The sequence below is a fragment of the Pseudomonas sp. GW822-FHT03F08 genome (genome assembly GCF_058801265.1).
In genome coordinates this window covers 1-24,010 of sequence record NZ_JBXANC010000014.1, presented here as the reverse complement: position 1 = coordinate 24,010, position 24,010 = coordinate 1, and the positions used below count along the sequence as shown (strand labels likewise).

The window sequence follows — 24,010 nt, the reverse complement described above, 5'->3', positions numbered from 1 at the left end:
GGCTTTATGCAATTCGGGATCTACACCGTTGGCGACGTCACACAGGACCCTACCAACGCCCGTACCCCCAGTGAATCCGAGCGCATCCAGGCCACCCTGAAAATTGCGCAGAAGGCCGAAGACATCGGACTGGACGTGTTCGCCACCGGCGAGCACCACAATCCCCCGTTCATCACCTCCTCTCCCACCACGCTGCTGGCGTACATCGCAGCGAAGACCCAACGCATCATTCTTTCGACGTCCACCACCCTGATCAGCACCAACGATCCGGTGCGGCTGGCCGAAGAGTATTCGCTGTTGCAAAACCTCTGCGGCGGACGCATGGACCTGATGCTCGGCCGTGGCAACACCGCGCCGGTCTATCCCTGGTTCGGCAAGAGCATCGCCGACGCCCTGCCCCTGGCGATGGAAAACTATCGCCTGCTGCACCGGCTCTGGCGCGAGGAAGACATCAACTGGAGCGGACGCTTTCGCACACCGCTGAACCACTTCACCTCGATCCCGCGACCGCTGGACGACCTGCCGCCCTTCGTCTGGCACGGCTCGATCCGTACTCCGGAAATCGCCGAACAGGCGGCCTATTACGGCGACGGTTTTTTTGCCAGCCACATCCTCTGGCCCCGGGAACACTTCATGGCGCTGGTCGAGTTCTACCGCACACGGTTTGCCCACTATGGCCATGGCACGCCGGAGCAGGCAATCGTCGGTCTCGGCGGACACATCTTCATGCGTCGCAACTCCCAGGATGCACGTCGGGAGTTCCGCCCTTACTTCGATAACGCCCCGGTGTACGGCCACGGTCCATCCCTGGAAGAGTTCATGGAAATGACCCCGCTGGCCGTCGGCAGCCCTCAGGAAATCATCGACAAGACCCTGACCTTCCGCGAGCACTTCGGCGACTATCAGCGCCAGTTGTTCCTGTTCGACCACGGCGGTATTCCGCTGAAGACCGTGCTGGAACAACTCGACATGTTCGGCAAGGAAGTGTTGCCGGTGCTGCGTGAAGAAACCCGCAAACGCCGCTCGCCACTGGCGGCCGAAGCGCCGACTCACGCCAATCGCCTGGCCCGTTTGCAGTCCCTGCAACCGTCGCCAGCCGAACCACGCCCGGGCGTCAAAACCCCGCAACATGACAGTGTGACCGGCCACTGAGACCGTGGGAGCATCCGTGCTCCCACATTGATCTCGCAACGGTCAGGCAGCGCCTTTCAGCGGGCGCTGCGCGTCCATCGAAACCACCACATCATCGTTGATCAGCCGCGCCAGATACTGACCGTAACCGGTCTTGCTCATGCTGCCCGCGTGCACCAGCAACTGCGCGTCGTCGATCCAGCCCTTGTTATAGGCGATCTCTTCGAGGCATGCGATTTTCAGGCCTTGGCGTTTCTCGATGGCCTGCACGAAGTTGCCGGCCTCCATCAACGCATCGTGGGTCCCGGTGTCGAGCCAGGCCATGCCACGCCCCATCACCGACACATTCAACTTGCCGCGTTGCAGGTAGACGTTGTTGACGTCGGTAATCTCCAGCTCACCGCGCGGCGACGGCTTGATGTCGGCGGCAATCTGCAGCACTTCGTTGTCGTAGAAATACAGGCCGGTGACCGCGTAGTTGGACTTCGGATCGCTCGGTTTTTCGCAGATGCTCAGGGCCTTGCCGGCGGCATCGAATTCCACCACGCCAAAGCGCTCGGGATCGGCCACGTAGTAGCCGAACACCGTGGCGCCCTCATCGCGAGACGCCGCTTGCAGCAAGGTTTCACCGAAACCGGCGCCGTAAAAAATGTTATCGCCGAGCACCAGGCAGACGTTGTCTTCACCGACGAATTCACGACCGATGATGAACGCCTGGGCGAGGCCGTCCGGGCTCGGTTGCACCGCGTAACTCAGGCTCAGGCCCAACTGGCTGCCGTCGCCGAGCATGCGCTGGAAGCCCGGCAGATCTTCCGGGGTGGAGATGATCAGGATCTCGCGGATTTCCGCCAGCATCAGCACCGACAGCGGGTAGTAGATCATCGGTTTGTCATACACCGGCAGCGACTGTTTCGAGACGCCCAGGGTGATCGGGTGCAGACGCGAACCGGCGCCGCCTGCCAGCAGAATTCCTTTGTACTTGGCCATGCTTTTTTCCTTTCAAGCAGTGAGATTTGAATGACTGTGTGTTCAGGCCACGAGGGCTTCGTTGCGTTGCTCGCCGAGACGCTCCAGCGCGTAGGCACCGGACATCACCCGGACCCACCAGGCGCGGTTGTCGAGGTACCAGTCGACGGTTTTCTTCATGCCGCTTTCGAAGGTTTCCTGCGGCGTCCAGCCCAGCGTCGCGTGGATTTTCCCGGCATCGACGGCGTAGCGTTTGTCGTGGCCCGGACGGTCCTTGACGAAGGTGATCAGGTCGCGGAAGTGCGCGATGCCCGCCGGTTTTTCCGCCCCGCGCGCTTCGAGCAGATCGCACAGGGTTTGCACGACTTCAAGGTTGGTCTTCTCGTTGTGGCCGCCGATGTTGTAGGTCTGCCCGACCTCACCGCGCGTGACCACCGCATACAGGGCGCGGGCGTGATCCTCGACAAACAGCCAGTCGCGGATCTGAGCGCCATCGCCGTAAACCGGCAGCGGCTTGCCTTGCAGCGCATTGAGAATGACGTGAGGAATCAGTTTTTCCGGGAAGTGATAAGGCCCGTAATTGTTCGAGCAGTTACTCATTACCACCGGCAAGCCGTAGGTGCGATGCCAGGCGCGAACCAGATGATCGGAACCGGCCTTGGTCGCCGAATACGGCGAGCTTGGCGCATACGGCGTACGCTCGGTGAACGCCGGATCTTCGGGTTCCAGGTCGCCATACACTTCATCGGTGGAAATGTGATGGAAACGGAACGCCGACTGACGCGCCGCGTCCAGCCGGTTCCAGTAACCACGTGCGGCTTCGAGCATCGTGTAAGTGCCGACGATGTTGGTTTCGATGAAGGCTTGCGGGCCATCGATCGAACGGTCCACGTGGGACTCGGCGGCCAGGTGCATCACCGCATCCGGTTGCAGCCGTGCGAACAATTCGTCCAGCGCCGGCTTGTCGCAGATGTCCACCTGACAGAACCGATAACGCGGCGAGTCGGACACATCGGCCAGCGACTCGAGATTGCCGGCGTAGGTCAGTTTGTCGACGTTGATCACTTCACATTCGGTCTCTTCGATCAGAAACCGCACCACGGCCGAGCCAATGAAGCCCGCGCCCCCTGTCACTAAAATTTTCATCAGCGCCTCCCCTGGCAAAATGATGATTTAACGTCCTTCGATGCTGTGTGCAGGTCAGTTCAACAATGCCACCCAGTATTGCGACAGCCCTTGCTCGAGAATCAGCAGCGTCTGAATGCAGACGAAACTTTCATCGGTGGTCGCCGAGGTCGCATTGAGCGGGCCGAAACCACCGTCCTGCTTCTGATGGGAAGCGATCCAGTCTTTCGATTCCTGCAAATGCGTCGGCTGCGCGTCGAGCAGAAACATCGCCGCGATGGCCATGTAAGTCCCCACCAGGCTGACCGCTTTGCCCGGCCGGTAGTGGAACGAACCATTGGCCAGTTGCAGGCTCTGCAGCCAGGCGACGGTCTGTTCGGCATCGACGATGCGTCGGTTGAGAATGAACAGCGTCGACACCACGCGGTACACCGAAAAGGCGTCCGGCGGATACCCGGGTTTGTTGGCGAAACCGCCGTCGGCCGAGCGGCAGCGCAAGGCAAACGCCATCACGCCCTGCTCGTCCGGCGCCTTGGCTTCCAGCGCATGCAGCGACAACACAGCCAGGTTGGTGTGCCAGATGTCCGAGCCGAAACCCGGCACATCGCCGAACCCGCCATCGGGGTTCTGGCACGCTTGCAGGTAACGCACGCAACCGCCGATATCGTTCGGCAACGCGCCCAGAACCCGCAGCGACAACACCGCGCAGTAGGTGGCGAACACATCGCTCAGGTGCCCCGGCTGCTCGGCAAATCCACCGTCGGTGTTCTGCGAGGCCCTGATGCAATCGATCAGGCTGGCCTTGTTTTCGATTTGCAGACCCAGGGCGTGCAAGTCCGAAATCACGTGCAATCCGGAAAACACCTGCCAGGTTTTGTCGGCACGAAAACCCAGCGGCGCAGTTTCGGCGGTCAGCCCGTAAGGGGTTTCATTCGACGCCCGGGCCTTGGCCAGCCACGCGAGATAACGCTGCAGATCGACATTGATGGTCGGCACGCCATTCGGGTGAATGCGCTGCACGTCGCCACCGCCATCAATCACTTGCAGCTCACGGTTTACCAACGCCGCATCGTCATGATGAGCAACGGCAGCGGCCGGTTCGATGGCCTGCAAGGCGTGGGCGGCGGCGAGCTGGGTTTTCAGGCTCTTCAAGTGCAACGGCAGGTACGTCAGGTTGCCGATGCTGAAGATCCCCGGCTGACGCGGCGGCGCCCAGAACTGCCGAATGAACGGCACGGTCGGGTCATCAGGTGTCGACCAGAAGTAGCCCTTGCCCATGAACAGTCCGCCATTGCGGGCGTCGTGAAACTCCAGCAAGGCTGCCGTCACCGAAGACCGGTCAGCTTCGCTCGCGCCGGACGGCAAGGCCTGAATGGCCTGCAACAGCAACGCCACGTCGTAGGCGGTTTTGATCGGGAATGGCGACTCGTGGTTCTTGTACGAGGTGTGCCAGTCGCAACGCACTTTGCCGTTGATGCCTACCCGGTCCCAGTACCCGCCGTAGGCCGGGTCGCGAAACAGTGACAGGGTTTGCAGCAGGAACGAACGGGCCAGGTTCGACAGCGCGTTGTCGTCCCGCACATCGGCCAGACGCGCCAGCACCAGGCTGACCTGAGCGCGTACGGCGCAGCGGGTCAGGGACACATCGACACAGGATGCACTGTCACTGCCGGCCACGCGACCGATCAGGTTTTCTGCGTGAATCTGCAAGTGCCCGACCAGCCCCAGACCCAACGGCTCGTTGCCGATGCGCGCCAGCAAGGCCGTGGCGCTGATGTCCAGATCGATCGAGGTCGCCAGCTCCAGCGGCGTCGACCAGTCGCTGCTGTACAGGCCGGCAACCGTGGAACGGGCGTAAAGTGCTTCGACCTTTTCCAGCATGCTGTGGATCACGGCATCGTTCGCCGCGTCCTGCGGCACTCGACGCTGATAGGCAATCAGCGCCTCCAATGCGTCCAGTTGCAGCGCCAGCGTTCGGCAACGCCCCGAACCATGCGGCGTCCAGTAGCGGTCAGCGAGCTCGTGAAAACCGGCGTTCGGCGCATCGTACAAACGCATCAACCCGTCGTGGGCAAAACGCAGTTGAACATCGTCACCGTGGTCGGCCTGGTAGAGCGTGGCCGCGACCTGATCCTGCAACTGCTTGTCAGTGGAAATCGCGACTTCGCCACTGGCATCGGTGACAGCAAAAAAACCGCCGTACTCAATGTCCTTGAGGCCTTGATCAAATACAAACTGCGGATGCAGCGGCATGGTAAATCCCTCTTCCTTGAGGTTAAGCGGCTTTGCTTTCAGTCAGCGACACAACACTGCCCTGACACAATTCGATGATGCGCATGGCGGCACGGGCAGCACCTTCGCCGTCCGGCGCGGCCACTTGACGATGAGGCGCGTAGTAGGCGGAAGCGCGAGTGTCTTTCTCCAGTTCGCCCTGAATCAGCTCGACGATGGCATCGCGATCGTGACCCAGATGCGTCGGGAAACCGAGCAGCTCCAGGCGGCGCAGCGCTTCGAGTTCGTGGTATTCGGATTTGGACGGCAGCACGAACAGGGTCGGAATCTGCAGCGCGGCGATTTCCGTCACGGTGATCCAGCCCGGCGCCGAAATCAGCAGACTGGCTTCGCGCAGCAGGCCCATCCAGTCCGGGTAGTACGGCACGCAAACCACGCCGTCCTGGGCCTGGATATCCTGACGGCCGAGCAACACCAGTTTCAGTTCCGGATTGCGTTCGCGCAGGACCTTGAAGCTGTCAAGGTAAGCAGCGAGCAGCGCGTCCTTGTTCTGCGCAAACATCGTGGTGCCGCTGATCGAGGCAACAACGAACGGCGCATCGCCCAGGTTCAATTGCTCGCGAACGTTCAAACCGCTCTGGACATTGATGTCGCGGATCATCGGCCCGACAAAATGCGCTTTGCCGCTGATCAGCGCTTCGGCGACCGGTGTGCCCTGATCGAGGGAAGGCACGTACGGCTTGTCGGTCAGCACCAGTTGGCTCTGATTGATCATCCAGTTGAACTGGCTGTGCAGCGCGGTACGGGCCCGGGCCATTTCCAGCGCATTGACTTCGAAACCACCGTCGGCCAGGTCGTGATCCTGGAGCTGGCAGAGTGTGAAATCATAACGCTCGGTCACGAACACCAGCGGCGTGCCACTGAAAATCGCGGCCAGGCAGGCGGCCATGTTGTAGTCAGACACCAGGGCGGTCGGCTTGTACTCGGCGATCAGGGCCAGGTAAGACAGAATCCGCTCACCGGACAAGAAGGTATTGGCGATATAACCGCCAATGTAATTATTCCAGTCGAGTTCTTTCGACAAGTTGCTCTTTTTCGAGTAATCGACCAAACGACCGGCAATATCCACCACTTCAACGCCGGACTTTTCGAACATCGGCGTAAAGGTGGGCTGCAAAGAAGCCAGCGCCACGGTCAATGGCATATCCGGACGTTGCTTTTTAATCGCCTGAGCGATCGAAAGCGCGCGCATGTTGTGGCCTGAACCGGTCGGATTGGGGGCAAATAAAATCATTCTTGAATCTCCATTAGTTGAACAACGCCATGAACCACAGTGTTTTCCAATACATCCCTTATCACCACTGAGTACGGCTTGATAACTGCACCGTCACCGATATTCAGTGGACCTACCAAGATGGCGCCCTCGCCAATTACGCAACGACTTCCAATGCGCACAGGTGCCTCCTCCCAAGGCAGTGAGCGGAACGAATGATCATGAGTAGACGCAACAATCGTGACGCCTTCGGCCAGCTCGCTGAAGGCACCGATGGTCACGCCACCGGCCGCTTCGATAACCACGCCCGGCGCCAGTCGAGCGCCAGTGCCCAGTTCGATGCCGCCCAGTTGCGACATGCCGCCCTGGCGGCTGCTGCGTCCGATCAGAATGCAGTCCCGGGCGATTTCCACCGAAGCCCCGCCGCGCAATTCGGCATCGATCAAGGCTTCGTCACTGATGTCCCAGGTCGCGGTGTCGGGGTTCAACGCCTTGAGCCGCGGCACCGACTGCGTCGACCGATCGAGCATTGACGGCAAGCCCTGGCGCGCACGATCCCGGACTTTCGCCAGCACCGGCGCCGGGCTCGGCAGGCCGTCCTCGACCACCGTGCGCAGAGCAATGACTCGCGCCGGGCGGCCGACCACGATGGCATCGGCCGGTACATCAGCAGTCACCAGCGCTCCGGCAGCGATCACCGCTCCCGCGCCGATGGAAACGCCCGCGGTCACGGTGGCCTTGGCGCCCAGCCAGACATTGTCGGCAATGTGTACCGGTGATTGCGCAGTGCCCAGGCACCGTGCGCCGGTGGCCAGCATGCTGGACGCGCCAATGGAGGCGAACTGCAAATCACACTTGAATCCGATGAAACAATCATCGGCGACCTGAACGTTTTGCAGGCGGCTGCCAGCACGAATCCAGACATGCCGGCCCAATTCACTCGCGTTATTCACGGTCGTCGAAACTTCAATTACGTTTATGTCGTCCACAATAAAGCCTCATTCCATTGATGCCGGGCACATATAAATTCGAAAGGCGTGCGTATCCCGCAGATATAATTCCGCCGATGCACAAATAACAATTAACTGTTTATTTATGGCTTCTATTCAAAGCACGCACAACATTGCGTCTGCGCAACTTATTAACTGACCGGTTCATTCAATTGTCGTTATTCATTAACAACAGGTAGACGTTCACGCTTGCGCCGATGGCCAAGTCAGTTTTATGTGAAGAAAAGCCGATTCAAGTCTGTCCGTGACTCTGGTGTAGCTCCATTAGGGTGGGATTGTCCTTTAGTACGAATGTTATAGTACAGACGATTTTGTTTTGCAATAGGTGCCCGGATGGTTATCTCGTTTTGGTCTAAAAATTTATTGAACTTTTATGGTGCGCGCTTGTATTAAAACCGTCATGTATGCACAGCATTGGTGCAAGTGGCCGGTTTCAGGGGGGATCCCCTCCAGCGCTAACAGGCATCTGGAGGTCGAACCCAGACATTCCGACAGTGCTGACCAACGTTAGGGTGGCGACTCAAACTGCCTTTGGCCTGGAGCCGTCATGCCCGCACCTATCACCGTTCTGCGCGACACCCACCCGCTGCCAGTACTCGACGCCTGCAAATGGGAGAAGCTCGAGGGCGACCCGCACACCGTCAACCTCAACGCCTACACCAGCGAAGACGGCAGCAAGATCATGGGCACCTGGATCTGTACGCCAGGCAAGTGGCGCGTGGATTACGTGAAATGGGAGTACTGCCATTTCCAGGAGGGCTACTGCATCATCACCCCGGACGGCCTGGAGCCGATCCACCTGCGTGCCGGTGACATCTTCGTCGTCGAACCGGGCATGAAGGGCACCTGGGAAGTGGTCGAGACTGTGCGCAAATATTTCGTGTTCGCCTGATACAAAAAAGCCGGGAAACCACCCGACGTGATTTCCCGGCAACACCTACTGCATTGGATGTTCAGGCCTGTGACAAGCACAGGCCTGACGACGATTACTGCGGCTTGCGATAGCTGTTGATGATCGCCGAGAAGTCCTTGCCACCTTCCCCGCGCTGACTCATTGCCTGATACAACTGTTGCGCCACAGCACCCAGCACCACCGGCTGATGCGCCTGACGCGCCGCCTCGGTGGCCAGCCCCAGATCCTTGAGCATCAGCTCGGCGCCAAAGCCACCGGTGTAACCACGCGAGGCCGGCGCCGTTTCGACGATGCCCGGCCACGGGTTGTACATTTCCGAGCTCCAGCAACGGCCGGTCGAGCTGTTGATAATCCCGGCAAGCACGCCGGTGTCGATCCCCAGCGCATCGCCGAGGGCCATCGCCTCGCTGACGCCGACCATCGAAATAGCGAGCAACAGGTTGTTGCAGATCTTGGCGATCTGCCCGGTGCCGACTTCACCGCAATGCACGATGTTGCGGCCCATTTGTGCCAGCACCGGTTGCAGAGTGGCGAACAGTTCCGGGGGGGCGCCGACCATGAAGGTCAACGTACCTGCGGTGGCGCCGCCGGTGCCGCCGGAAACTGGCGCATCGGCCATGGCCACGCCTTGTTTGGCAGCCGCCGCTGCCACGTCGCGAGCAGTCTGCGGATCGATGGTGCTGCAATCCACTGCCGGCACACCTTTGCCGATCCCGGCGAGCACACCGTCTTCACCGAGCCAGACGCTGCGCACATGCACGGTGGCCGGCAACATGGTGATCACCAGTTCCGCGTCCTCTGCGGCTTCGCGAGCCGAGGCGCGGATGGCGCCGCCCAGTTGCTCGAGCTCCGCCAGCACGGTTTTGTTCAGGTCCACCAGGTTCAGCGAATGCCCGGCCTTGATCAGGTTGCGCGCCATCGGCGCGCCCATGTTGCCCAGACCGATAAATGCGATTTTCATGGCCATACCTCAGCGCAGGTTAATGGTGGTGTTCACGCCGTCGTTGACGCTGTCGTCATCGAACCAGCGCGCCGTGACCGTTTTGGTCTGGGTGTAGAACTGCACCACTTGCTTGCCGTACGGGCCGAGGTCGCCGAGTTTCGAACCGCGCGAACCGGTGAAGCTGAAGAACGGCACCGGCACTGGAATCGGGATGTTGATGCCGACCTGACCGACGTCGATTTCATTCTGGAATTTACGCGCCGCCGCGCCGCTCTGGGTGAACAGGCCTGTGCCGTTGCCGAACGGGTTGGCGTTGACCAGCGCAATGGCCTGATCGAGGGTGTCGACTTCCAGCACCACCAGTACCGGGCCGAAAATTTCCTGGGTGTAGATCTGCATGTCGGTGGTCACCCCGGAGAACAGGGTCGGGCCGACGAAGTTGCCTTTCTCATAGCCCGGCACGCTGATGTCGCGACCGTCCAGCTCGAGTTTGGCGCCTTCCTTGATACCGCTTTCGATCAGATCGAGAATCCGCGCCTTGGCCTTTTTCGAAATGACCGGACCGACATCGGTGCCCGGCTCGCTGCCGGCGTTGACCTTGAGTTTCTGCGCCAGCGCTTTCAGATCCGGCAGCCACTGCTTGGCCGCGCCCACCAGTACCACCACCGAGGTAGCCATGCAACGCTGACCGGCCGCACCGAAACCGGCGCCGACCAGGGCATTGAGCGCTTGCTCGCGATTGGCGTCCGGCAGCACCACGGCGTGGTTCTTCGCGCCCATCATCGATTGCACGCGCTTGCCGTGTTTACCGGCCAGGTCATAAACGTGGGTGCCGACGGCGGTCGAACCGACGAACGAAATCGCCTTGATGTCCTTGTGGGTGCACAGGCCATCGACCACGTCCTTGCCACCGTGCACGACGTTGAGCACACCCGCCGGAACGCCGGCCTCAATCGCCAGTTCCACCAGCAGCATGGTCGACAGCGGATCCTGTTCGGACGGCTTGAGCACGAAGGTGTTGCCGCAGGCGATGGCCATCGGGAACATCCACAGCGGAATCATTGCCGGGAAGTTGAACGGCGTAATGCCGGCGCAGACGCCGATCGGCTGGCGCAGGGTGTAAGTGTCGACGCCGCCGGCAACGTTTTCGGCGAACTCGCCCATTTGCAGGCTGCCGATGGAGCACGCGTGCTCGACCACTTCCAGGCCACGGAAAATATCGCCTTCAGCATCGGCAATGGTCTTGCCCTGTTCGGCGCTCAGCACCACGGCGATGCGTTTGGAGTGTTCGCGGATCAACGCTTGCAGCTTGAGCATGATGCGCATGCGCGCGCCGATCGGGGTCAGCTTCCAGGTCTGGAAGGCGCGCTGGGCGGCACTGACGGCAGCGTCGACTTCAGCGGCGGTGGCGAACGGGACTTTGGCCAGCACCTGCTGGGTCGCCGGGTTGACGATGTCATGCCACTCGGTGGTCTGCGACTCGACCCACTCGCCGTCGATCAGCAGCTTGACCTTCTGGATCGTGGTTTCGTTGGGCGTAAGCGATGCGTTCATGCTGGTCTCCAGAACTTGTTTTTATCTTAGGAGCCAAGGCGAAGGGTTCGCCTTGAGATGAGGCGTGTGTCACGAATTGGTTGTCGGACTGTTTTTGGAGTATAGATGTGCAAACTTCTAATAAGAACGCACATATAAGCCCGTCCATCATGCAAAAAAACATCACATCTTTAGGCTCGCTGAACTGGGACGACCTCAAGTTTTTCCTCGAAGTCGCCCGTACCCGCAAGGCCAGCACTGCGGCCAAACGCCTGGCGGTGGATTACACAACGGTGTCGCGGCGAATCAGTTCGCTGGAGGCGGCGTTGGGCACGTTGCTGTTCGAAAAGTCCCGCACCAGCGGTTTCGTGCTGACCGCCGAAGGCCAGCGCCTGTTGAGTTATGCCGAGTCGATCGAAAGTACACTGCACATGGCCTGCGAACAGGTGTCCGGCTCCGGTGTCGCACTTTCCGGGCATGTGCGGATGGGCTGCACCGAAGGTTTCGGCAGTTTCTTTATCACGCCGCAACTGAGCCACTTCGTCGACGCCTACCCGGCAATTTCGGTGGACATCCTGCCGCTGCCGCACTTCATCAGCCTGTCCAAACGCGAGGCCGACATCGTCATCGCCCTCGAACGCCCGGAACACGGGCCGTATGTATGCTGCAAACTCTGCGACTACCGCTTGCAGCTCTACGCGACCCAGGAATACCTCGACAAACACCCGCCGATCCGCCGCCCCGCAGACCTGGGCAAGCATCAATTCATCAGTTATGTGGATGATCTTGCGTTCAGCTCGGAGCTGCTGTATCTGGCGAACGTGGTGCCCGGCGCCAGCGCCAATTTGCGCAGCACCAGCGTGATCGCACAATTCGTGGCGGCGCAGCAGGGGCGCTCGCTGGCGATTCTGCCGTGTTTCCTCGCGGCTCGGGACCCACGCCTGTTACCGGTGCTGCCGGAGGAAATCGACATCACCCGGCAGTTCTGGATGTACTGCCGGGAGGACTTGAGGAAGCTCAAGCGGATCACCCTATTGTGGGATTACATCCGCGAGGTGACCGAGCGCAATCAGGCGCTGTTGATGGGGCAGACGCGAGAGATGCAGTTTGCCGATTAATCGGCGCTGACCACAATCGATACCCGGCGGTTTTCGGTGCGGCCGGCAACGGTGTCGTTGGAGGCCACCGGTTCGCGGCTGCCGAGGCCTTGCAGCTGGATATTCTCTTCCTTCATGCCGACCGTGGTCAGCACTTTGCCGACGCTTTTCGCTCGGCGCAGCGACAGCTGCTGGTTGTAGCTTTCCTTGCCCGAGGCATCGGTGTGACCATCCACTCGCACCCGTTCGATGCCGACACCCAACAAGGCTTTACCGATACGCTCGACGATTTCGGTACTTTGCTTGTTCAGGCTTTCGATGTCGCTGCCAAACAGCACTTTGCCCGACAGGCCGAACTCCCAACCATCGTCGGTCAGTTCAAAGCCTTGCTGTTTGAGCACGGCAATCTGCGCTGGCGTCAGGCCTTTTTGCGGGGCGGTCTGGCATCCGGTCAGGGCCAACATGGCCATCAACATCAGTGTGGAAAACAGTCGAACGGAAAGTGAGAACACGGGCATTAGCTCCTGGTTTGAACGGGATCGACCGGGTGCTCCGCCCCGGCCGTGAATTGGGCGCCACGCGACAGGCGCTTGGCTTGATACATGGCGGCGTCAGCCGCATCAAGCAAGGTGCCGGGTGTGGCGCCATGATCGGGGTAAACCGCAATGCCGATACTGAGCGAGGTCACCACACTGGTGTCGCCCGGCAATGCAATCGGGGTGTCCATGCTGGCGAGGATCTTGTCGGCAATGCGCTCGGCGTCTTCGGTCTTGTGCAACGGCGTCAGCAAAACGGCAAACTCATCGCCGCCCAGACGCGCCACCAGATCCTCTTCGCGTAACTGCGCCCGAATCCGGTTAGCCACCGCCACCAGCACCGCATCGCCGGCGGCATGACCGAAACTGTCGTTGATGCCCTTGAAACGGTCACTGTCGAGAAACAGCACCGCCATCCGCTCGTTGAGTTTGCTGGCGCTGCGTAGTGCGCGGATCAGACGGCCTTCGAAGAACGCGCGATTGGGCAATCCGGTGAGGCTGTCGTGGCTGGCCTGATGGGCGAGGGTTTCGTTCTCGCTTTGCAGGTGGGTCTGCCAGGACTCCAGCTCATCAAGCAGGGCATTGAAGTCATTACCGAGGTTGTCGAGTTCGGCGATTTTCGCCGGAGGTACGCGCCGGTCGAGCGCCCGCTCACTGCGGGCGGCGTGGGCGACTCCCGCCAGGCTGTGCAGCGGGCCGATGATCCCGCGCAACTGACGGCGCGCCAGATAGAGCGCCACCCAGGCGCTGATCGCGGTGCAGAGAATGATGCCCGCCAGACCGCTCAACAGAAACTGCATCAAGCTGCCGCCGTGCCCCGTCAGCAGGATCCGGCCGATCTCGCGATCCTGATGCAGGATCGGCAGGCTGATCGGTTTTTCCAGAACGACCCGCGTTATCTGCATTTCCAGCCCGGAAAACAAGCCGTTCTCCGGACGCTGCCAACGCGCAAGCTCCTGGCCCTGGCTGTCCAGCACCTGCGCGTCCGCCACCTCTTCGGTCGAGGCGATCAACGCCAGCGCTTCCGTCGCGGCAGGCTTGTCGTTGAACACCACCGCCGCTTCCACGGTGTAACTGATCGAACGAGCGATCAGGTGCAGGTTGTGATCGGCATAGACCCGCAGCGCCAGCACACCGAGCAGGGTCAGGGACACACTGGCCATTCCCACGGCAACCAGCGCGACAATCAAATGCCCGCGACCGATGACCGAACCCAGGGTCGGACGCCCTGTGGATTTGTTGCGTCTCATGGGGCCGCCGGCTTGCGGCGCGACAACTGCAGCACGCTCGGATGAATGCGCACGCCGCTGCGGGCGACGGAGTCGAGATTGACCTCGAACGACACCTGCTCATCACCGACTCGCAGACAGAACAGACTGCCGACCGTGCACTGATCGCCGCCCTCGCTGATGCTCAATACCGGGTGGCCAATCAGCGAAGCGAACAGTCGGCTGCGTTCATCGGCGGTGAGTTTGCCGATGTACACCGCATCGCACTCGCTGACGATAGACGGGTTGTCGGCCAGCAGGCGACGCACCGTGACAGGTCGGCCCGTGGCCTGGGTCGTGCCTTTCACCAGGTCGTCGGTGTATTCGGTGGGACCGACGATGCACAGGCGCAATTGTGCAGGTTCAACCGGCCAGCGGGCATAACTGAGAATGCCGAGGACCACCTGAGTAACGGATTTTGCCCGTTGCTCGGCCATACCCACCGGTGTTTGCGGCTGGGCAGCAGCCACACCCGTGAGCAAACAGAGCAGACCGGCAAGCAACACTTGCTTGCTGCCAACTACGCGCTCTGTCGCCCAGACAGCCAGCTTCATGCAGGGATTCTCTTGGATCGTAACGAGATGATGCCGCAACGATAGCACAGCGTTGGAACGCCAGCGATACAGCACCCTCTGACCGGCTGGTCAGATAACGCCGGGATCCGTCAGCATTTTCATTATCGAGGTCCCACGCCCTCCTCCAGTTCCAGCATCAGACCGCTCAAGCGCTTGACCTTGCGCTGCACCGCCTCTTCAAATACCCCGGCTCGCGGTTCGATCAAGGTGAACCAATGCTTGGCTCGGGTAATGCCGGTGTAGATCAGCTCTTTGGTCAACACCGGATTCAAGGCGTCCGGAAGGATCAGTGCGGTATGGGCAAACTCCGAGCCTTGCGACTTGTGCACCGTCATCGCGTACACGGTTTCCACATCATTGAGCCGGCTCGGCAACACGAACCGTACCCCGCCGCGCCCGTCGTTACGCGGGAACGCCACCCGAAGGACCGCTTCACCGACGTTCGGCCCATCACGCTCGGGCAGTTTGAGAGCAATGCCGATGTCACCGTTCATCAGCCCCAGGCCATAGTCATTGCGGGTCATCAGGACCGGACGACCTTCATACCATTGCTGGTCGCTGTCGATCAGCCGCGCCTTGAGCAGCGCGTCGGTGATGCGCTGGTTCAGCCCCTCGACACCCCACGGCCCTTTACGCACCGCGCACAGCAGCTGGAAGGTATCGAACGCCTGCAAGACCTCACGCGCCCAATCGAGCCAACCTGGATGCTCAAGGGGAGCTCCGGCAGGCGGACGCTGATTGCGCAGAACGCTCAGATAATGCCGATACCCGTGGGGGCCATCGCCATGCCCTTCCAGAACAAGCCGCTCCAACGCGTGGTCCTGCTCACCTTTAAGCGCCAGTGAATACACGTCGTCATGGCTTCGCCCTGCCAACAGTTGGCGAGCCTCATCCGGCAATTGCTGATTCACCCGACGCGCGAGCTGGCCGATGCCACTGCCCTCGCCGAAACGCCGCGAGTGACGCAACATCACCACTTGTTGCGCCAACGGGTGTGTACCGTCGATGTCCTCATGCAAACCGCTGTCCTGCAAGGACTCACCGCTCACGGACTCCAGCCATTGGCGGGTCTGCGGACTGTACCAACCCGCCTCGGCGTCGCGGCACAGATCCCCCAGCACCGCACCGGCCTCGACGGAGGCCAGTTGATCCTTGTCGCCCAGCAACACCAGACGAGCGTGCGACGGCAACGCATCAAGGAGGTTGGCCATCATTTCCAGATCGATCATGGACGCTTCGTCGACCACCAACACATCCAGCGGCAGACGGTTCCCGGCATGGTGACGGAAGTGTCGGGTGCCGGGACGGCTGCCGAGCAAACGGTGAACAGTCGTGACCTCGGAAGGAATCTTTTCCCGAACGGTGTCGGTGACTTTCAGCGATTGCACTTGCTGGCTGATGGATTCGGTCAACCGCGCAGCCGCCTTACCCGTGGGGGCGGCCAGGCGAATACGCAGAGGCTGACCGGCTTCGACCGCCGGGGCCTGAAGCAACGCCAGCAAACGCACCACCGTGGTGGTCTTGCCGGTGCCAGGCCCGCCCGTGACGATGCTGAAAGCACCTCGGGTCGCCAGCGCGCAGGCGAGTTTCTGCCAGTCGATCGCGTCGGCGTTCTTTGCCGATCCGAACAACTCGTCCAGCCGCTGCGACAGATCGCCCGGCGTCGGCTCATGCTCCGCCAAGCGCTGACGCAGAGCAGTGTCGATGCGTCGCTCATAGGCCCAGTACCGCCGCAAGTACAGGCGTTTACCGGACAGCACCAGAGGACATTGCCGTGCAGACTCACTGTCATCGGCAGCCAGCGCCACCAGCGAACTGCCGGCCAGCACCTTGCACCAGTGCGCCCCTTCCAGGGTTTCAAGCAATTGCGATGGCAGCAACAACACACCCGATTGCACGTCACCCTCCGGCGGCAGGGACAGGGCGAAGTCCGGGGCCTTGAGGGTTTCGAACAAATCCAGACACACATGACCGTGGCCGAGTTGATGACTGGTCAACGCGGCGGCAAGTAATACCAACGGATCAACGTCAGGCGCCAACTCGTAAAGAAATGCCACGAATGCCTTGTCCAGCGCCCGCAGCCATCCACGCTCGACCCAGAGGTTCAGTAGCTGCAACAGGTCATGGGCTCGCGTCAGAGGGGTGAGCTGCGCGAGGCCGTCGGCATCCAGTGAAACCGGCGGAAAATCCGCGATGGTGCGGCTCATAGCAATTCTCCCTGTTCCCACGCGGGCTCGGCTTTCGGTTCCGGTTTGCCCTGGAACATCCGATCCAGACGCTCGATCAGTTCTCGCGGCGGCCGCACGAAATACACACCACCGCTGTCAGCACGAGAGCCCCGCAGGAACAGATACAGCGCACCGCCAACATGCCGGTCGTAATCGTAATCGGCGAGGCGGGCCTTGAGCTGACGATGCAGTGCCAGCAGATACAGCACGTATTGCAGGTCGTAACGGTTTTCCAGAATCGACTGTTCCATGGCCAGTTCGGTGTAGGCGGCGTCATCGACGCCCAGCCAGTTGGATTTGTAGTCCGCCACGTAGTAACGACCGTCATGTTCAAAGGTCAGGTCGATGAAGCCTTTGAACATGCCGTTGAGTTGCACCGCTTCGGCGGCAACCCGGGCAACGCCGTTGTGGGTGAACTTGCGGACCTGTTCGTCGAGTCTGACGACATCGACCTTGTGGCTGGCGAACCAGAACTCCATCTCGACCCGATACTGTTTCAATTGCTCCAACACGACCGGTGGTCGACCGGTGCCTGCGGGCATCGGTGATTTGAGCAGGTGCTGCAGCCAGTCGCTGAGGGTCGTGATCCAGCCTTCCCAGCCGCGTCGATTGCAACGCCGGGCGATCGCATCTTCCAGTGCCTCGCGAGAAACCGCGAACCCTTCATCGCCTGCCCATTCGAGCAGTCCATGGAGGAACGTCCCCGGATTCGGTCCTCGGGGGAAGCGGTGAATCTCGGCCCCTCCCGGAATGATCTCGCGAGGGGCATCGGGCTCAAGGCGCTCGTCGTCGAACAGTTTTTGCGCTTGCGGGCTATCCGGTGCTTCATCACTGCCCACGCTCAACACGTCACTGATGCGCAAGGCACTGTAAGAGGCGATCCACCAGTTTTCGCTGGCCTTGCGTTTGGGGATCAACGTGGCACTTGGGATCGCTTCGTTGCGTGGCGGCTGGTAGCGTTCGCTGGTTGCCAGTGGCATTTCAACGATGCTCAGCGCAGGGCAATGTTGCTGCAGATCGTCGAGCCAGCGAGCCAGACCGCTGGATTCACTCAATGACGCGCCACCACCCACCAGATAACCAAGTGCTGAAAGATGCAGGACCGAGCTGCTGTTATTGCCGCGCTTGAGGTCCGTCACGCCAAGCCAGCAGGCATGTTGTGCCCGGGTCAGAGCGACGTAGAGCAAACGCAGGTCCTCCGCCAGCCGCTCATTGTCGGCCAGGGCAATCAGCTCGGCATCAGGCTTGAGACTGACCTGAGCCTTGCCGGATGCATCGTGGTAATGCAACGGCAGCCGGCTGCCGTCCACGGGTTTGGCCGAGCAGATAAAAGGCAGAAACACCAACGGATACTCAAGCCCCTTGGACTTGTGGATCGTCACGACCTTGACCAGTTGCTCGTCGCTTTCAAGGCGCAGGATCTGCTCCTCACCCGCTTGACCGGACAGCGCAAGGTGCTCGGCCAAATGCCGGATCAGCGCCTGCTCGCCATCGAGTTCGGAGGCTGCCTGCTGCATCAGCTCCGACAGGTGCAACAGGTTAGTCAGCACCCGCTCACCATCACTGCGCGCGATCAAGGTTTGCGGCAGATGGAAGTCATGCAGAAAACGCCGCAACATCGGCAGCACGCCTTGTTTGCGCCAGATCTCGCGATAGGCTCGGAACTGCATGACGCGTGCTTCCCAGACCAGTTCGTCCTGATTCAGGCGCTCCAGCTCAGTCAACGGCAGGTTCAGCGTGGTGCAGGCCAGGGCTGCTTTCAACGATCGCTCGACATCCGGTTCGGCACAGGCCTTGAGCCAGGCCAGCAAGTCATGAGCCTCCTGGGCCGCAAAGACAGAATCCTTGTCCGACAGGTAAACACTGCGCACTCCTCGGGCGGCAAGCTCACCGCGTATCGCTTGGGCCTCTTTGCCGTCACGCACAAGAATTGCGATGTCCGCCGGTTGCACCCCGCGAAAATCCTTGCCGTCCTGCGCGAAACCAGCGCTGCCGGCTTGCCCGCCATTGAGCAGGGCAGTGATTTCACTGGCGCAGGCCGCGGCCAACTGTTGACGATAGACCGCACCGGAGACTGGTTGCTCGGTGGATAAATGCCAGATATTCAGCGCCGGCACGTCTTGCCCGGAAATCAGTAAATGTTCCTTGCGCCCCTGAGAATCCACGGGCTGAAACGGCACCGGGTTATCACCGTTTTTCTCTCGAAACAGAAACGCGCCGCGCCCCTGCTCACGAGACTCCGCGCGTTCGAATACCTGGTTCACCGCACGGACCATTCCGTGGCTGGAGCGGAAGTTCGTGCCCAGCGTGTGTAGTCGCCCTGCGGTGGCTATTCGCGCGCGCAGGTAGGTGTAGATGTCTGCACCACGGAAGGCATAGATCGCCTGCTTCGGGTCACCGATCAGGAACAGACCGGTCTCTGGATTGTTTTCCTCGATGCGATAGATGTTCTCGAAGATCCGGTACTGCACCGGATCCGTGTCCTGGAATTCGTCGATCAGGGCGACCGGAAACTGCTCGCGAATAAGCGTGGCGAGGCGCTCGCCGCCTTCGGATTGCAAGGCTGCGTCGAGTCGCAGCAGCATGTCGTCGAAACCCATTTCAGCACGTCGACGCTTTTCTTCTTCAAAGCGCTCGCCCACCCATTTGGCGGCGTGCTGCAGCACCGCGGCGTCGGGGGTTGGCAGCTCATCGAGGCTTGATTTGAGTGCCTGCATGGCGTCCAGTCCCGGATGGCTCGGTGGCTCGCCTTTCCAGGCCTCGGCCATGCCGTCAGGCGTGAGCCGGGTAAATCCGGTACCGATATCCAGTTGCTCCAGTGACTCGTCTTCAGCCCAGGCCTTGAGTTTCTCGAACCAGGGCTCGAAGTAGCGAGCCTGCATCTTGCGCCCGTCGACTGTCTTGCTGGCGACGCCCTGATGACAAATGGCGAGCAGCTCATCCGCCCACCGCTGCCAGGGCTTTTTCAATTCAACCAATGCTGCTCGACGTTCTTGCAGGCATTCTTCGATCAACTCGGCCGGAGATCTGCCTTCTGCTCCATTACGTTCAGTACCGAAGAGAGCACGTACGCGAGGCAACAAAGCGGCCGGACCGCCCCAGTGACTGCGAACCCAATTCAGTACATCCCCCTGCATCGGATAGCAGAACAGGCGCCAGTAATCGCGGAGCACTTCGCCCAACAGATCGCTGTGATCGGTTTCGAGGGTCTGGGTAAACAGACTACCGCTGTCGAATGCGTGTTCGCGCAGCATTCGCTGACACCAGCTGTGGATCGTCGAGACGGCAGCCTCGTCCATCCATTGCGCGGCGATGTCCAGACGATTGGCGCAACCGGGCCATTGCTGAGGGTCGAACTGCGCGCGCAACTCATCGATCAACGTATCTGGAGGCGGTGTCTCGTCACGGAAGAAGCGTGCGGCCTCAGCCAAACGTGTGCGAATACGTTCGCGCAACTCCTTGGTCGCTGCGTCGGTGAATGTCACCACCAAAATCTGCGGTGGCAGCAGCTCGCGACCGAAGCCACTCGTGTCACCACCGTGGCCAAGGATCAGGCGCAGATACAACGCGGAGATTGTAAATGTCTTGCCAGTACCCGCGCTGGCCTCGATCAGTTGACTGCCCTTTAACGGAAACGCCAAGGCAAGAGGCTGCTTTGCGCTCATGAACGTTCCCCCGCGCTGGCCAAGGATTGCCAAGGGGCTTCGAGCACTGGGCGGTATAAAGCGTTGCACCAATCGGGGAATGTCTCTTCGGCCAACAATGCATCGTAATCCGGGAATTGACGGGCCAATGCGGGGCTTTCGCGTCGCTCACCTTCGCTGGTCTGGCCATCACCTTCATAGGCTTTGCGGGCAGCGGCTTCAGCTTTCAGCGGGTCATTCTGGCCCAGCCATGCAAAAGCGGTTTTCACCGCCACCGGGAGCGGTTGACGCATTCCTGACTGCCAGGCGAGCAGCAGGTCTTCGAGTATTTTCCAGGCCCGATCCTGCTCCATCGGTTCAAGCAAAAGGGTGTCGTCACCGGCGACCAGCGCCGTAGTCAGAGAAAGCCCACTCGCACAAGCGACCAGATGATTGACCCATGGTTTGGTCAGACGGTGCCATTTGCGGTTCTTGATCGAACCGATGCTGTTGGGGATCGTCGTCACCGACAGCACACCGCCATCGGCGCGTTGATGCAGACCTCCAAGCCATCCTTCCAGGCGTAATCCCTGACATTCATGATTGATCGGGATCGCGCTGGTCAACGGAGTCGGCCAAAGCGTCAGTAGCTGCTGATAGCGTTGCAGCAAATCAGGAAGCGGTTCGATCAACTCTCGCTGCAGGCACTCACCAAATCCCGCCATGGGCAGCAGCCCGCTGTTTTGCAGGCGCCGAGCCTGAGCCTCAAGCGCCTGATCAACACTCTCCGGATGTCTCAGGGCCGCTTCGAGCAAACTGTCGCTGAGGGTATATCGCTGCAACGCATCCAGGACAAAGGGTTCTTCATCGGCTTGAGGTACTTGTGCCGCTTCAAAGTAAACCTTCAATCGCTGAGTGAAAAAGTGTCGCACCGGATTGCGCAGGAAATCCTGCAGCAGTGCGAGACTCAACGGCTCCTCCTGGACATGGGGTTCAAGTATTCCTTTCACATCAACAGGCTCATGACGTAGATGCAGCATCTGCCATTCGCTGGCGTAGCTGAACAGCTCATTTCCCTCATGGAAGTAACGTGAACTGAATGGCTGCAGCGGATGTTCCTGAGTCATGGCATGCAAAAGATCCGCACTGTCGTCAGTCGTGCACCAACCGTTGGCGAGATGATCGCGCAACTGACCGATCAGCACCGAGGGTGGCCGCTCACTGTTGTCACGAATACTGCGTCCAACCCAACTGATGTAGAGCTGATGACGCGCAGACAACAGTGCTTCTAGCAACAAATAGCGATCATCTTCACGGCGGGAGCGATCTCCCGGCCGGTAATCGCTGCCCATGAGGTCGAAGTCCAGCGGTGGTTGTGCCCGGGGATAATCGCCATCGTTCATGCCCAGAAGGCAAACCAGCTTGAATGGAATTGCCCGCATCGGCATCAGGGTACAGAAGTTCACCGCTCCGGCCAGAAAGCGTTGAGAAAGGCGCCCCTGATCCAGTCCAGCCAGCCAGGCCTCGCGAACAACGGTCAGCGGCAACTCGTCTTCCAGTCCGACAGACTCGCAGGTCTCCAGCCATGTTTCGCGCAGCTCTTCAAGCTGGGTCAGCAAGTAGTCGTCATGCTCATTGCTCGCTTTGAAAAACACCTGCATCAGTACCTGTAACCGGCTCCCCCACTCTTGAGGTTTCGCAGGCTTCAGCAATTGCTGGTGCGAGTACTCCAAGGCATCCAGCAAGGCGACCAGAGGACCGATCAATGCGGCATCGAGACCGCCAATTTCATCGTAGGGCTCAATACCCGCGCAGGCACTTGAGTCGCCAACCGCATACCCGAGGAGCATCCGCCTCAGGCCGAAACGCCAGCTGTTCTGCTCCAGTTCATTTGGCAATCCCAGTCCGGCGCGCTGATCAGCGTCCATCCCCCAACGCACACCGGCGCCTTCGATCCAGCGATGCAGAGTCGGCAAGTCCCGCTCCTCCACTCCGAACCGTGCGCGTAACGCTGGAACATCGAGCAAGTCGAGGATTTCGCTGACGGGGAAACGACTGTCTGGCAGTTTGAGCAGATGTTCGACAGCGATCAGTAATGGATCGCGACCGCGTTGCCCCTGGTCTGCCAGTGTGAAAGGAATGAACCGTGGATCATGACGATCCAGCTGCCCGAACACCGCACGGACATGCGGTGCATAGCTGTCGATATCAGGCACCATCACGATTACATCGCGCGGGCGCAGTTCGGGATTGGCGCTGAAGCGGGCCAGAAGCTGATCGTGGAGAATCTCCACTTCACGCTGGGCACTATGGGCAATGTGGAATCGAATCGACTGGTCGTGCTTCAGATCGACGTCGGGCCAGAGCTCACGCGTCTCGTCGAGTGGGCGCAGCTCCAGAATGTCATCCTGCAGTTGATTGAGCATATTTTGCGGGACTGTTTCGCTGAACAGATCGATACGACCATTGCGAAATGCCGCGCGATAGCTGCCGGGGTCGTCATAGCTGTCGAGCAGATTGATGTAGTCACGACCTTGCTTGCCCCAGGCTGCCAGTAGCGGGTGGGCATGTTGATGCAGTGATTCCGAATCCAGAACCACGGGCATACCGTTCTTGCGAGCCTGACGTTTGTATTGATGGCGCAACAGATCCTTGTCGGCAACGATATCGGCCCAATGATAACGGCAAGGGTTGTGGACACAGAGCAGGACCTGGCTGAAACGGGCCAGCCCTGCCAATGCTTCGAGCACTTGCGCAGGCAGTGAGGAAATTCCGAAAACGATTACTCGTGAAGGCAAACCTGTCGGTGCTTTTTCAAGGTTGTTGATGCACTCGATGAATCGCTGGTGCACGCCCGCACGGCTTTGAGCCATGCCTTGTTCACCGACATCCTCAAGCAATGCGCGCCACAGCTCCGCCTGCCAGCAACTGGTGATGGGCAGCGGTTTTATTTCACCTCTGACATTTCGTAGTTGATGACGCCCCTCGGCCCAATCCTCAAGCCAGTCGGCACGGTACACCTGATACTGATCGAATAGATCAGCCAGACGCTCGGACAGCTGGTAGCGCTTGCGCAAGTCGGAGTCATGGGTCAGGAATCGTTGCAGCGGTTCGAAATGCGGCAGGTCGATGACCTGCGGCAACAAGCGCATCAGCCGCCAGGTCAGAGGTGCCTTGTCGAGCAGGGACTTTGCCGGGATCTCATCTCGCCCCAGGACCATGCGGTAAAGCTGCCACATGAAACTGCCCGGCAACTGCACATCAATTGCGGCGGCAATACCGCAGCCGCCAAGGTCATCCTCTTCAGGATCCTCGGCTAATGCCAGCTTGAGCCATTGAGCGATGCCGTTGCTCTGCACGAGCGCAATTTCGTTCTCCAGAGGAGCCAGCGGATAGCGCCGCATTATGCTGATCACAAGGCTGCGCAGTTCGTCCAGGCTGTTGCTCTGAACCACCATGAATGCAGCGTTGAGGGACTGAGTGTCCGGCATGAAGGCTTCCTTGGAAAAGTACAAAAGCTAGGGCTGAACCTTAGCATTGTCGGCAGGCGAGGACAG

16 protein-coding genes are annotated in these 24,010 nt (G+C 60.2%); 3 read left to right on the top strand and 13 right to left on the bottom strand.

Annotated elements, in window-relative coordinates:
* Nucleotides 1-6 precede the first annotated feature (6 nt).
* Entirely contained in the window at nucleotides 7-1,152 is a 1,146-nt protein-coding gene (locus tag AC1RME_RS27490) for an LLM class flavin-dependent oxidoreductase (RefSeq protein ID WP_493092003.1), read from the top strand.
* A 42-nt stretch (nucleotides 1,153-1,194) separates the two neighbouring features.
* Here AC1RME_RS27490 and rfbA read toward each other — a convergent pair whose 3' ends face one another.
* Genes rfbA through AC1RME_RS27465 form a run of 5 tightly spaced genes read right to left on the bottom strand, consistent with a single transcriptional unit; the run spans nucleotide 1,195 to nucleotide 7,680 of the window.
* Nucleotides 1,195-2,118, bottom strand: coding sequence for a glucose-1-phosphate thymidylyltransferase RfbA (gene rfbA / locus AC1RME_RS27485; protein WP_085734075.1), 924 nt, complete (start codon nucleotides 2,116-2,118; stop codon nucleotides 1,195-1,197).
* Between the two features lie 42 nt (nucleotides 2,119-2,160).
* On the bottom strand, nucleotides 2,161-3,243 hold the full coding sequence (gene rfbB / locus AC1RME_RS27480; protein ID WP_217993300.1) for a dTDP-glucose 4,6-dehydratase: 1,083 nt from the start codon (nucleotides 3,241-3,243) through the stop codon (nucleotides 2,161-2,163).
* Between the two features lie 54 nt (nucleotides 3,244-3,297).
* Nucleotides 3,298-5,475 (bottom strand): prenyltransferase/squalene oxidase repeat-containing protein, encoded by a 2,178-nt coding sequence (locus tag AC1RME_RS27475; RefSeq protein ID WP_096818699.1) that lies wholly within the window; start codon nucleotides 5,473-5,475, stop codon nucleotides 3,298-3,300.
* 22 nt (nucleotides 5,476-5,497) lie between these two features.
* Nucleotides 5,498-6,748: a glycosyltransferase family 28 protein gene (locus AC1RME_RS27470; protein WP_096818698.1), complete on the bottom strand. Its 1,251-nt coding sequence runs from the start codon at nucleotides 6,746-6,748 to the stop codon at nucleotides 5,498-5,500.
* Complete coding sequence (locus AC1RME_RS27465; RefSeq protein ID WP_255261897.1) at nucleotides 6,745-7,680, bottom strand: DapH/DapD/GlmU-related protein; 936 nt, start codon at nucleotides 7,678-7,680, stop codon at nucleotides 6,745-6,747. Before AC1RME_RS27465 ends, AC1RME_RS27470 begins: the two co-directional genes overlap by 4 nt.
* Before the next feature lie 604 nt (nucleotides 7,681-8,284).
* Between AC1RME_RS27465 and AC1RME_RS27460 the strand changes: the two genes are divergently transcribed.
* Nucleotides 8,285-8,629, top strand: coding sequence for a cupin domain-containing protein (locus AC1RME_RS27460; RefSeq protein ID WP_096818693.1), 345 nt, complete (start codon nucleotides 8,285-8,287; stop codon nucleotides 8,627-8,629).
* A 94-nt stretch (nucleotides 8,630-8,723) separates the two neighbouring features.
* Here AC1RME_RS27460 and mmsB read toward each other — a convergent pair whose 3' ends face one another.
* Complete coding sequence (mmsB, locus tag AC1RME_RS27455; protein ID WP_493092002.1) at nucleotides 8,724-9,611, bottom strand: 3-hydroxyisobutyrate dehydrogenase; 888 nt, start codon at nucleotides 9,609-9,611, stop codon at nucleotides 8,724-8,726.
* 9 nt (nucleotides 9,612-9,620) lie between these two features.
* Complete coding sequence (locus AC1RME_RS27450) at nucleotides 9,621-11,147, bottom strand: CoA-acylating methylmalonate-semialdehyde dehydrogenase (RefSeq protein ID WP_102619357.1); 1,527 nt, start codon at nucleotides 11,145-11,147, stop codon at nucleotides 9,621-9,623.
* Between the two features lie 149 nt (nucleotides 11,148-11,296).
* Between AC1RME_RS27450 and AC1RME_RS27445 the strand changes: the two genes are divergently transcribed.
* Nucleotides 11,297-12,244: a LysR family transcriptional regulator gene (locus AC1RME_RS27445; protein ID WP_096818685.1), complete on the top strand. Its 948-nt coding sequence runs from the start codon at nucleotides 11,297-11,299 to the stop codon at nucleotides 12,242-12,244.
* On the opposite strand, the gene yfiB is transcribed toward AC1RME_RS27445, so the two are convergent.
* From yfiB to recC, 6 genes are all read right to left on the bottom strand, one after another.
* Complete coding sequence (gene yfiB, locus AC1RME_RS27440) at nucleotides 12,241-12,741, bottom strand: outer membrane lipoprotein YfiB (protein WP_176504814.1); 501 nt, start codon at nucleotides 12,739-12,741, stop codon at nucleotides 12,241-12,243. The two genes, AC1RME_RS27445 and yfiB, sit on opposite strands and share 4 nt — an antisense overlap.
* On the bottom strand, nucleotides 12,741-14,009 hold the full coding sequence (gene dgcN, locus AC1RME_RS27435) for a diguanylate cyclase DgcN/YfiN (protein WP_493092001.1): 1,269 nt from the start codon (nucleotides 14,007-14,009) through the stop codon (nucleotides 12,741-12,743). Before dgcN ends, yfiB begins: the two co-directional genes overlap by 1 nt.
* The gene (gene yfiR, locus AC1RME_RS27430; protein ID WP_096818680.1) at nucleotides 14,006-14,581 is read right to left on the bottom strand and encodes a regulatory sequestration protein YfiR; all 576 of its coding nucleotides are present in this window, start codon (nucleotides 14,579-14,581) and stop codon (nucleotides 14,006-14,008) included. The genes dgcN and yfiR overlap by 4 nt, the downstream gene beginning before the upstream one ends.
* Before the next feature lie 122 nt (nucleotides 14,582-14,703).
* Nucleotides 14,704-16,809 carry an exodeoxyribonuclease V subunit alpha gene (gene recD / locus AC1RME_RS27425; protein WP_096818678.1) on the bottom strand — a complete coding sequence of 702 codons (2,106 nt, stop codon included), beginning with the start codon at nucleotides 16,807-16,809 and terminating at the stop codon, nucleotides 14,704-14,706.
* Entirely contained in the window at nucleotides 16,806-20,495 is a 3,690-nt protein-coding gene (gene recB, locus AC1RME_RS27420) for an exodeoxyribonuclease V subunit beta (protein WP_096818676.1), read from the bottom strand. Before recB ends, recD begins: the two co-directional genes overlap by 4 nt.
* Nucleotides 20,492-23,944 carry an exodeoxyribonuclease V subunit gamma gene (recC, locus tag AC1RME_RS27415; protein WP_096818673.1) on the bottom strand — a complete coding sequence of 1,151 codons (3,453 nt, stop codon included), beginning with the start codon at nucleotides 23,942-23,944 and terminating at the stop codon, nucleotides 20,492-20,494. The genes recB and recC overlap by 4 nt, the downstream gene beginning before the upstream one ends.
* Nucleotides 23,945-24,010 lie beyond the last annotated feature (66 nt).

Bases quoted from the DNA above. Each gene is read 5' to 3' on its own strand.
- AC1RME_RS27470 (WP_096818698.1), bottom strand. From the start codon at position 6,748: ATGATTTTATTTGCCCCCAATCCGACCGGTTCAGGCCACAACATGCGC.
- AC1RME_RS27460 (WP_096818693.1), top strand. From the start codon at position 8,285: ATGCCCGCACCTATCACCGTTCTGCGCGACACCCACCCGCTGCCAGTA.
- mmsB (WP_493092002.1), bottom strand. From the start codon at position 9,611: ATGAAAATCGCATTTATCGGTCTGGGCAACATGGGCGCGCCGATGGCG.
- AC1RME_RS27490 (WP_493092003.1), top strand. From the start codon at position 7: ATGCAATTCGGGATCTACACCGTTGGCGACGTCACACAGGACCCTACC.
- recC (WP_096818673.1), bottom strand. From the start codon at position 23,944: ATGCCGGACACTCAGTCCCTCAACGCTGCATTCATGGTGGTTCAGAGC.
- recD (WP_096818678.1), bottom strand. From the start codon at position 16,809: ATGAGCCGCACCATCGCGGATTTTCCGCCGGTTTCACTGGATGCCGAC.
- yfiB (WP_176504814.1), bottom strand. From the start codon at position 12,741: ATGCCCGTGTTCTCACTTTCCGTTCGACTGTTTTCCACACTGATGTTG.
- recB (WP_096818676.1), bottom strand. From the start codon at position 20,495: ATGAGCGCAAAGCAGCCTCTTGCCTTGGCGTTTCCGTTAAAGGGCAGT.
- yfiR (WP_096818680.1), bottom strand. From the start codon at position 14,581: ATGAAGCTGGCTGTCTGGGCGACAGAGCGCGTAGTTGGCAGCAAGCAA.
- AC1RME_RS27475 (WP_096818699.1), bottom strand. From the start codon at position 5,475: ATGCCGCTGCATCCGCAGTTTGTATTTGATCAAGGCCTCAAGGACATT.
- rfbA (WP_085734075.1), bottom strand. From the start codon at position 2,118: ATGGCCAAGTACAAAGGAATTCTGCTGGCAGGCGGCGCCGGTTCGCGT.
- AC1RME_RS27450 (WP_102619357.1), bottom strand. From the start codon at position 11,147: ATGAACGCATCGCTTACGCCCAACGAAACCACGATCCAGAAGGTCAAG.
- dgcN (WP_493092001.1), bottom strand. From the start codon at position 14,009: ATGAGACGCAACAAATCCACAGGGCGTCCGACCCTGGGTTCGGTCATC.
- rfbB (WP_217993300.1), bottom strand. From the start codon at position 3,243: ATGAAAATTTTAGTGACAGGGGGCGCGGGCTTCATTGGCTCGGCCGTG.
- AC1RME_RS27445 (WP_096818685.1), top strand. From the start codon at position 11,297: ATGCAAAAAAACATCACATCTTTAGGCTCGCTGAACTGGGACGACCTC.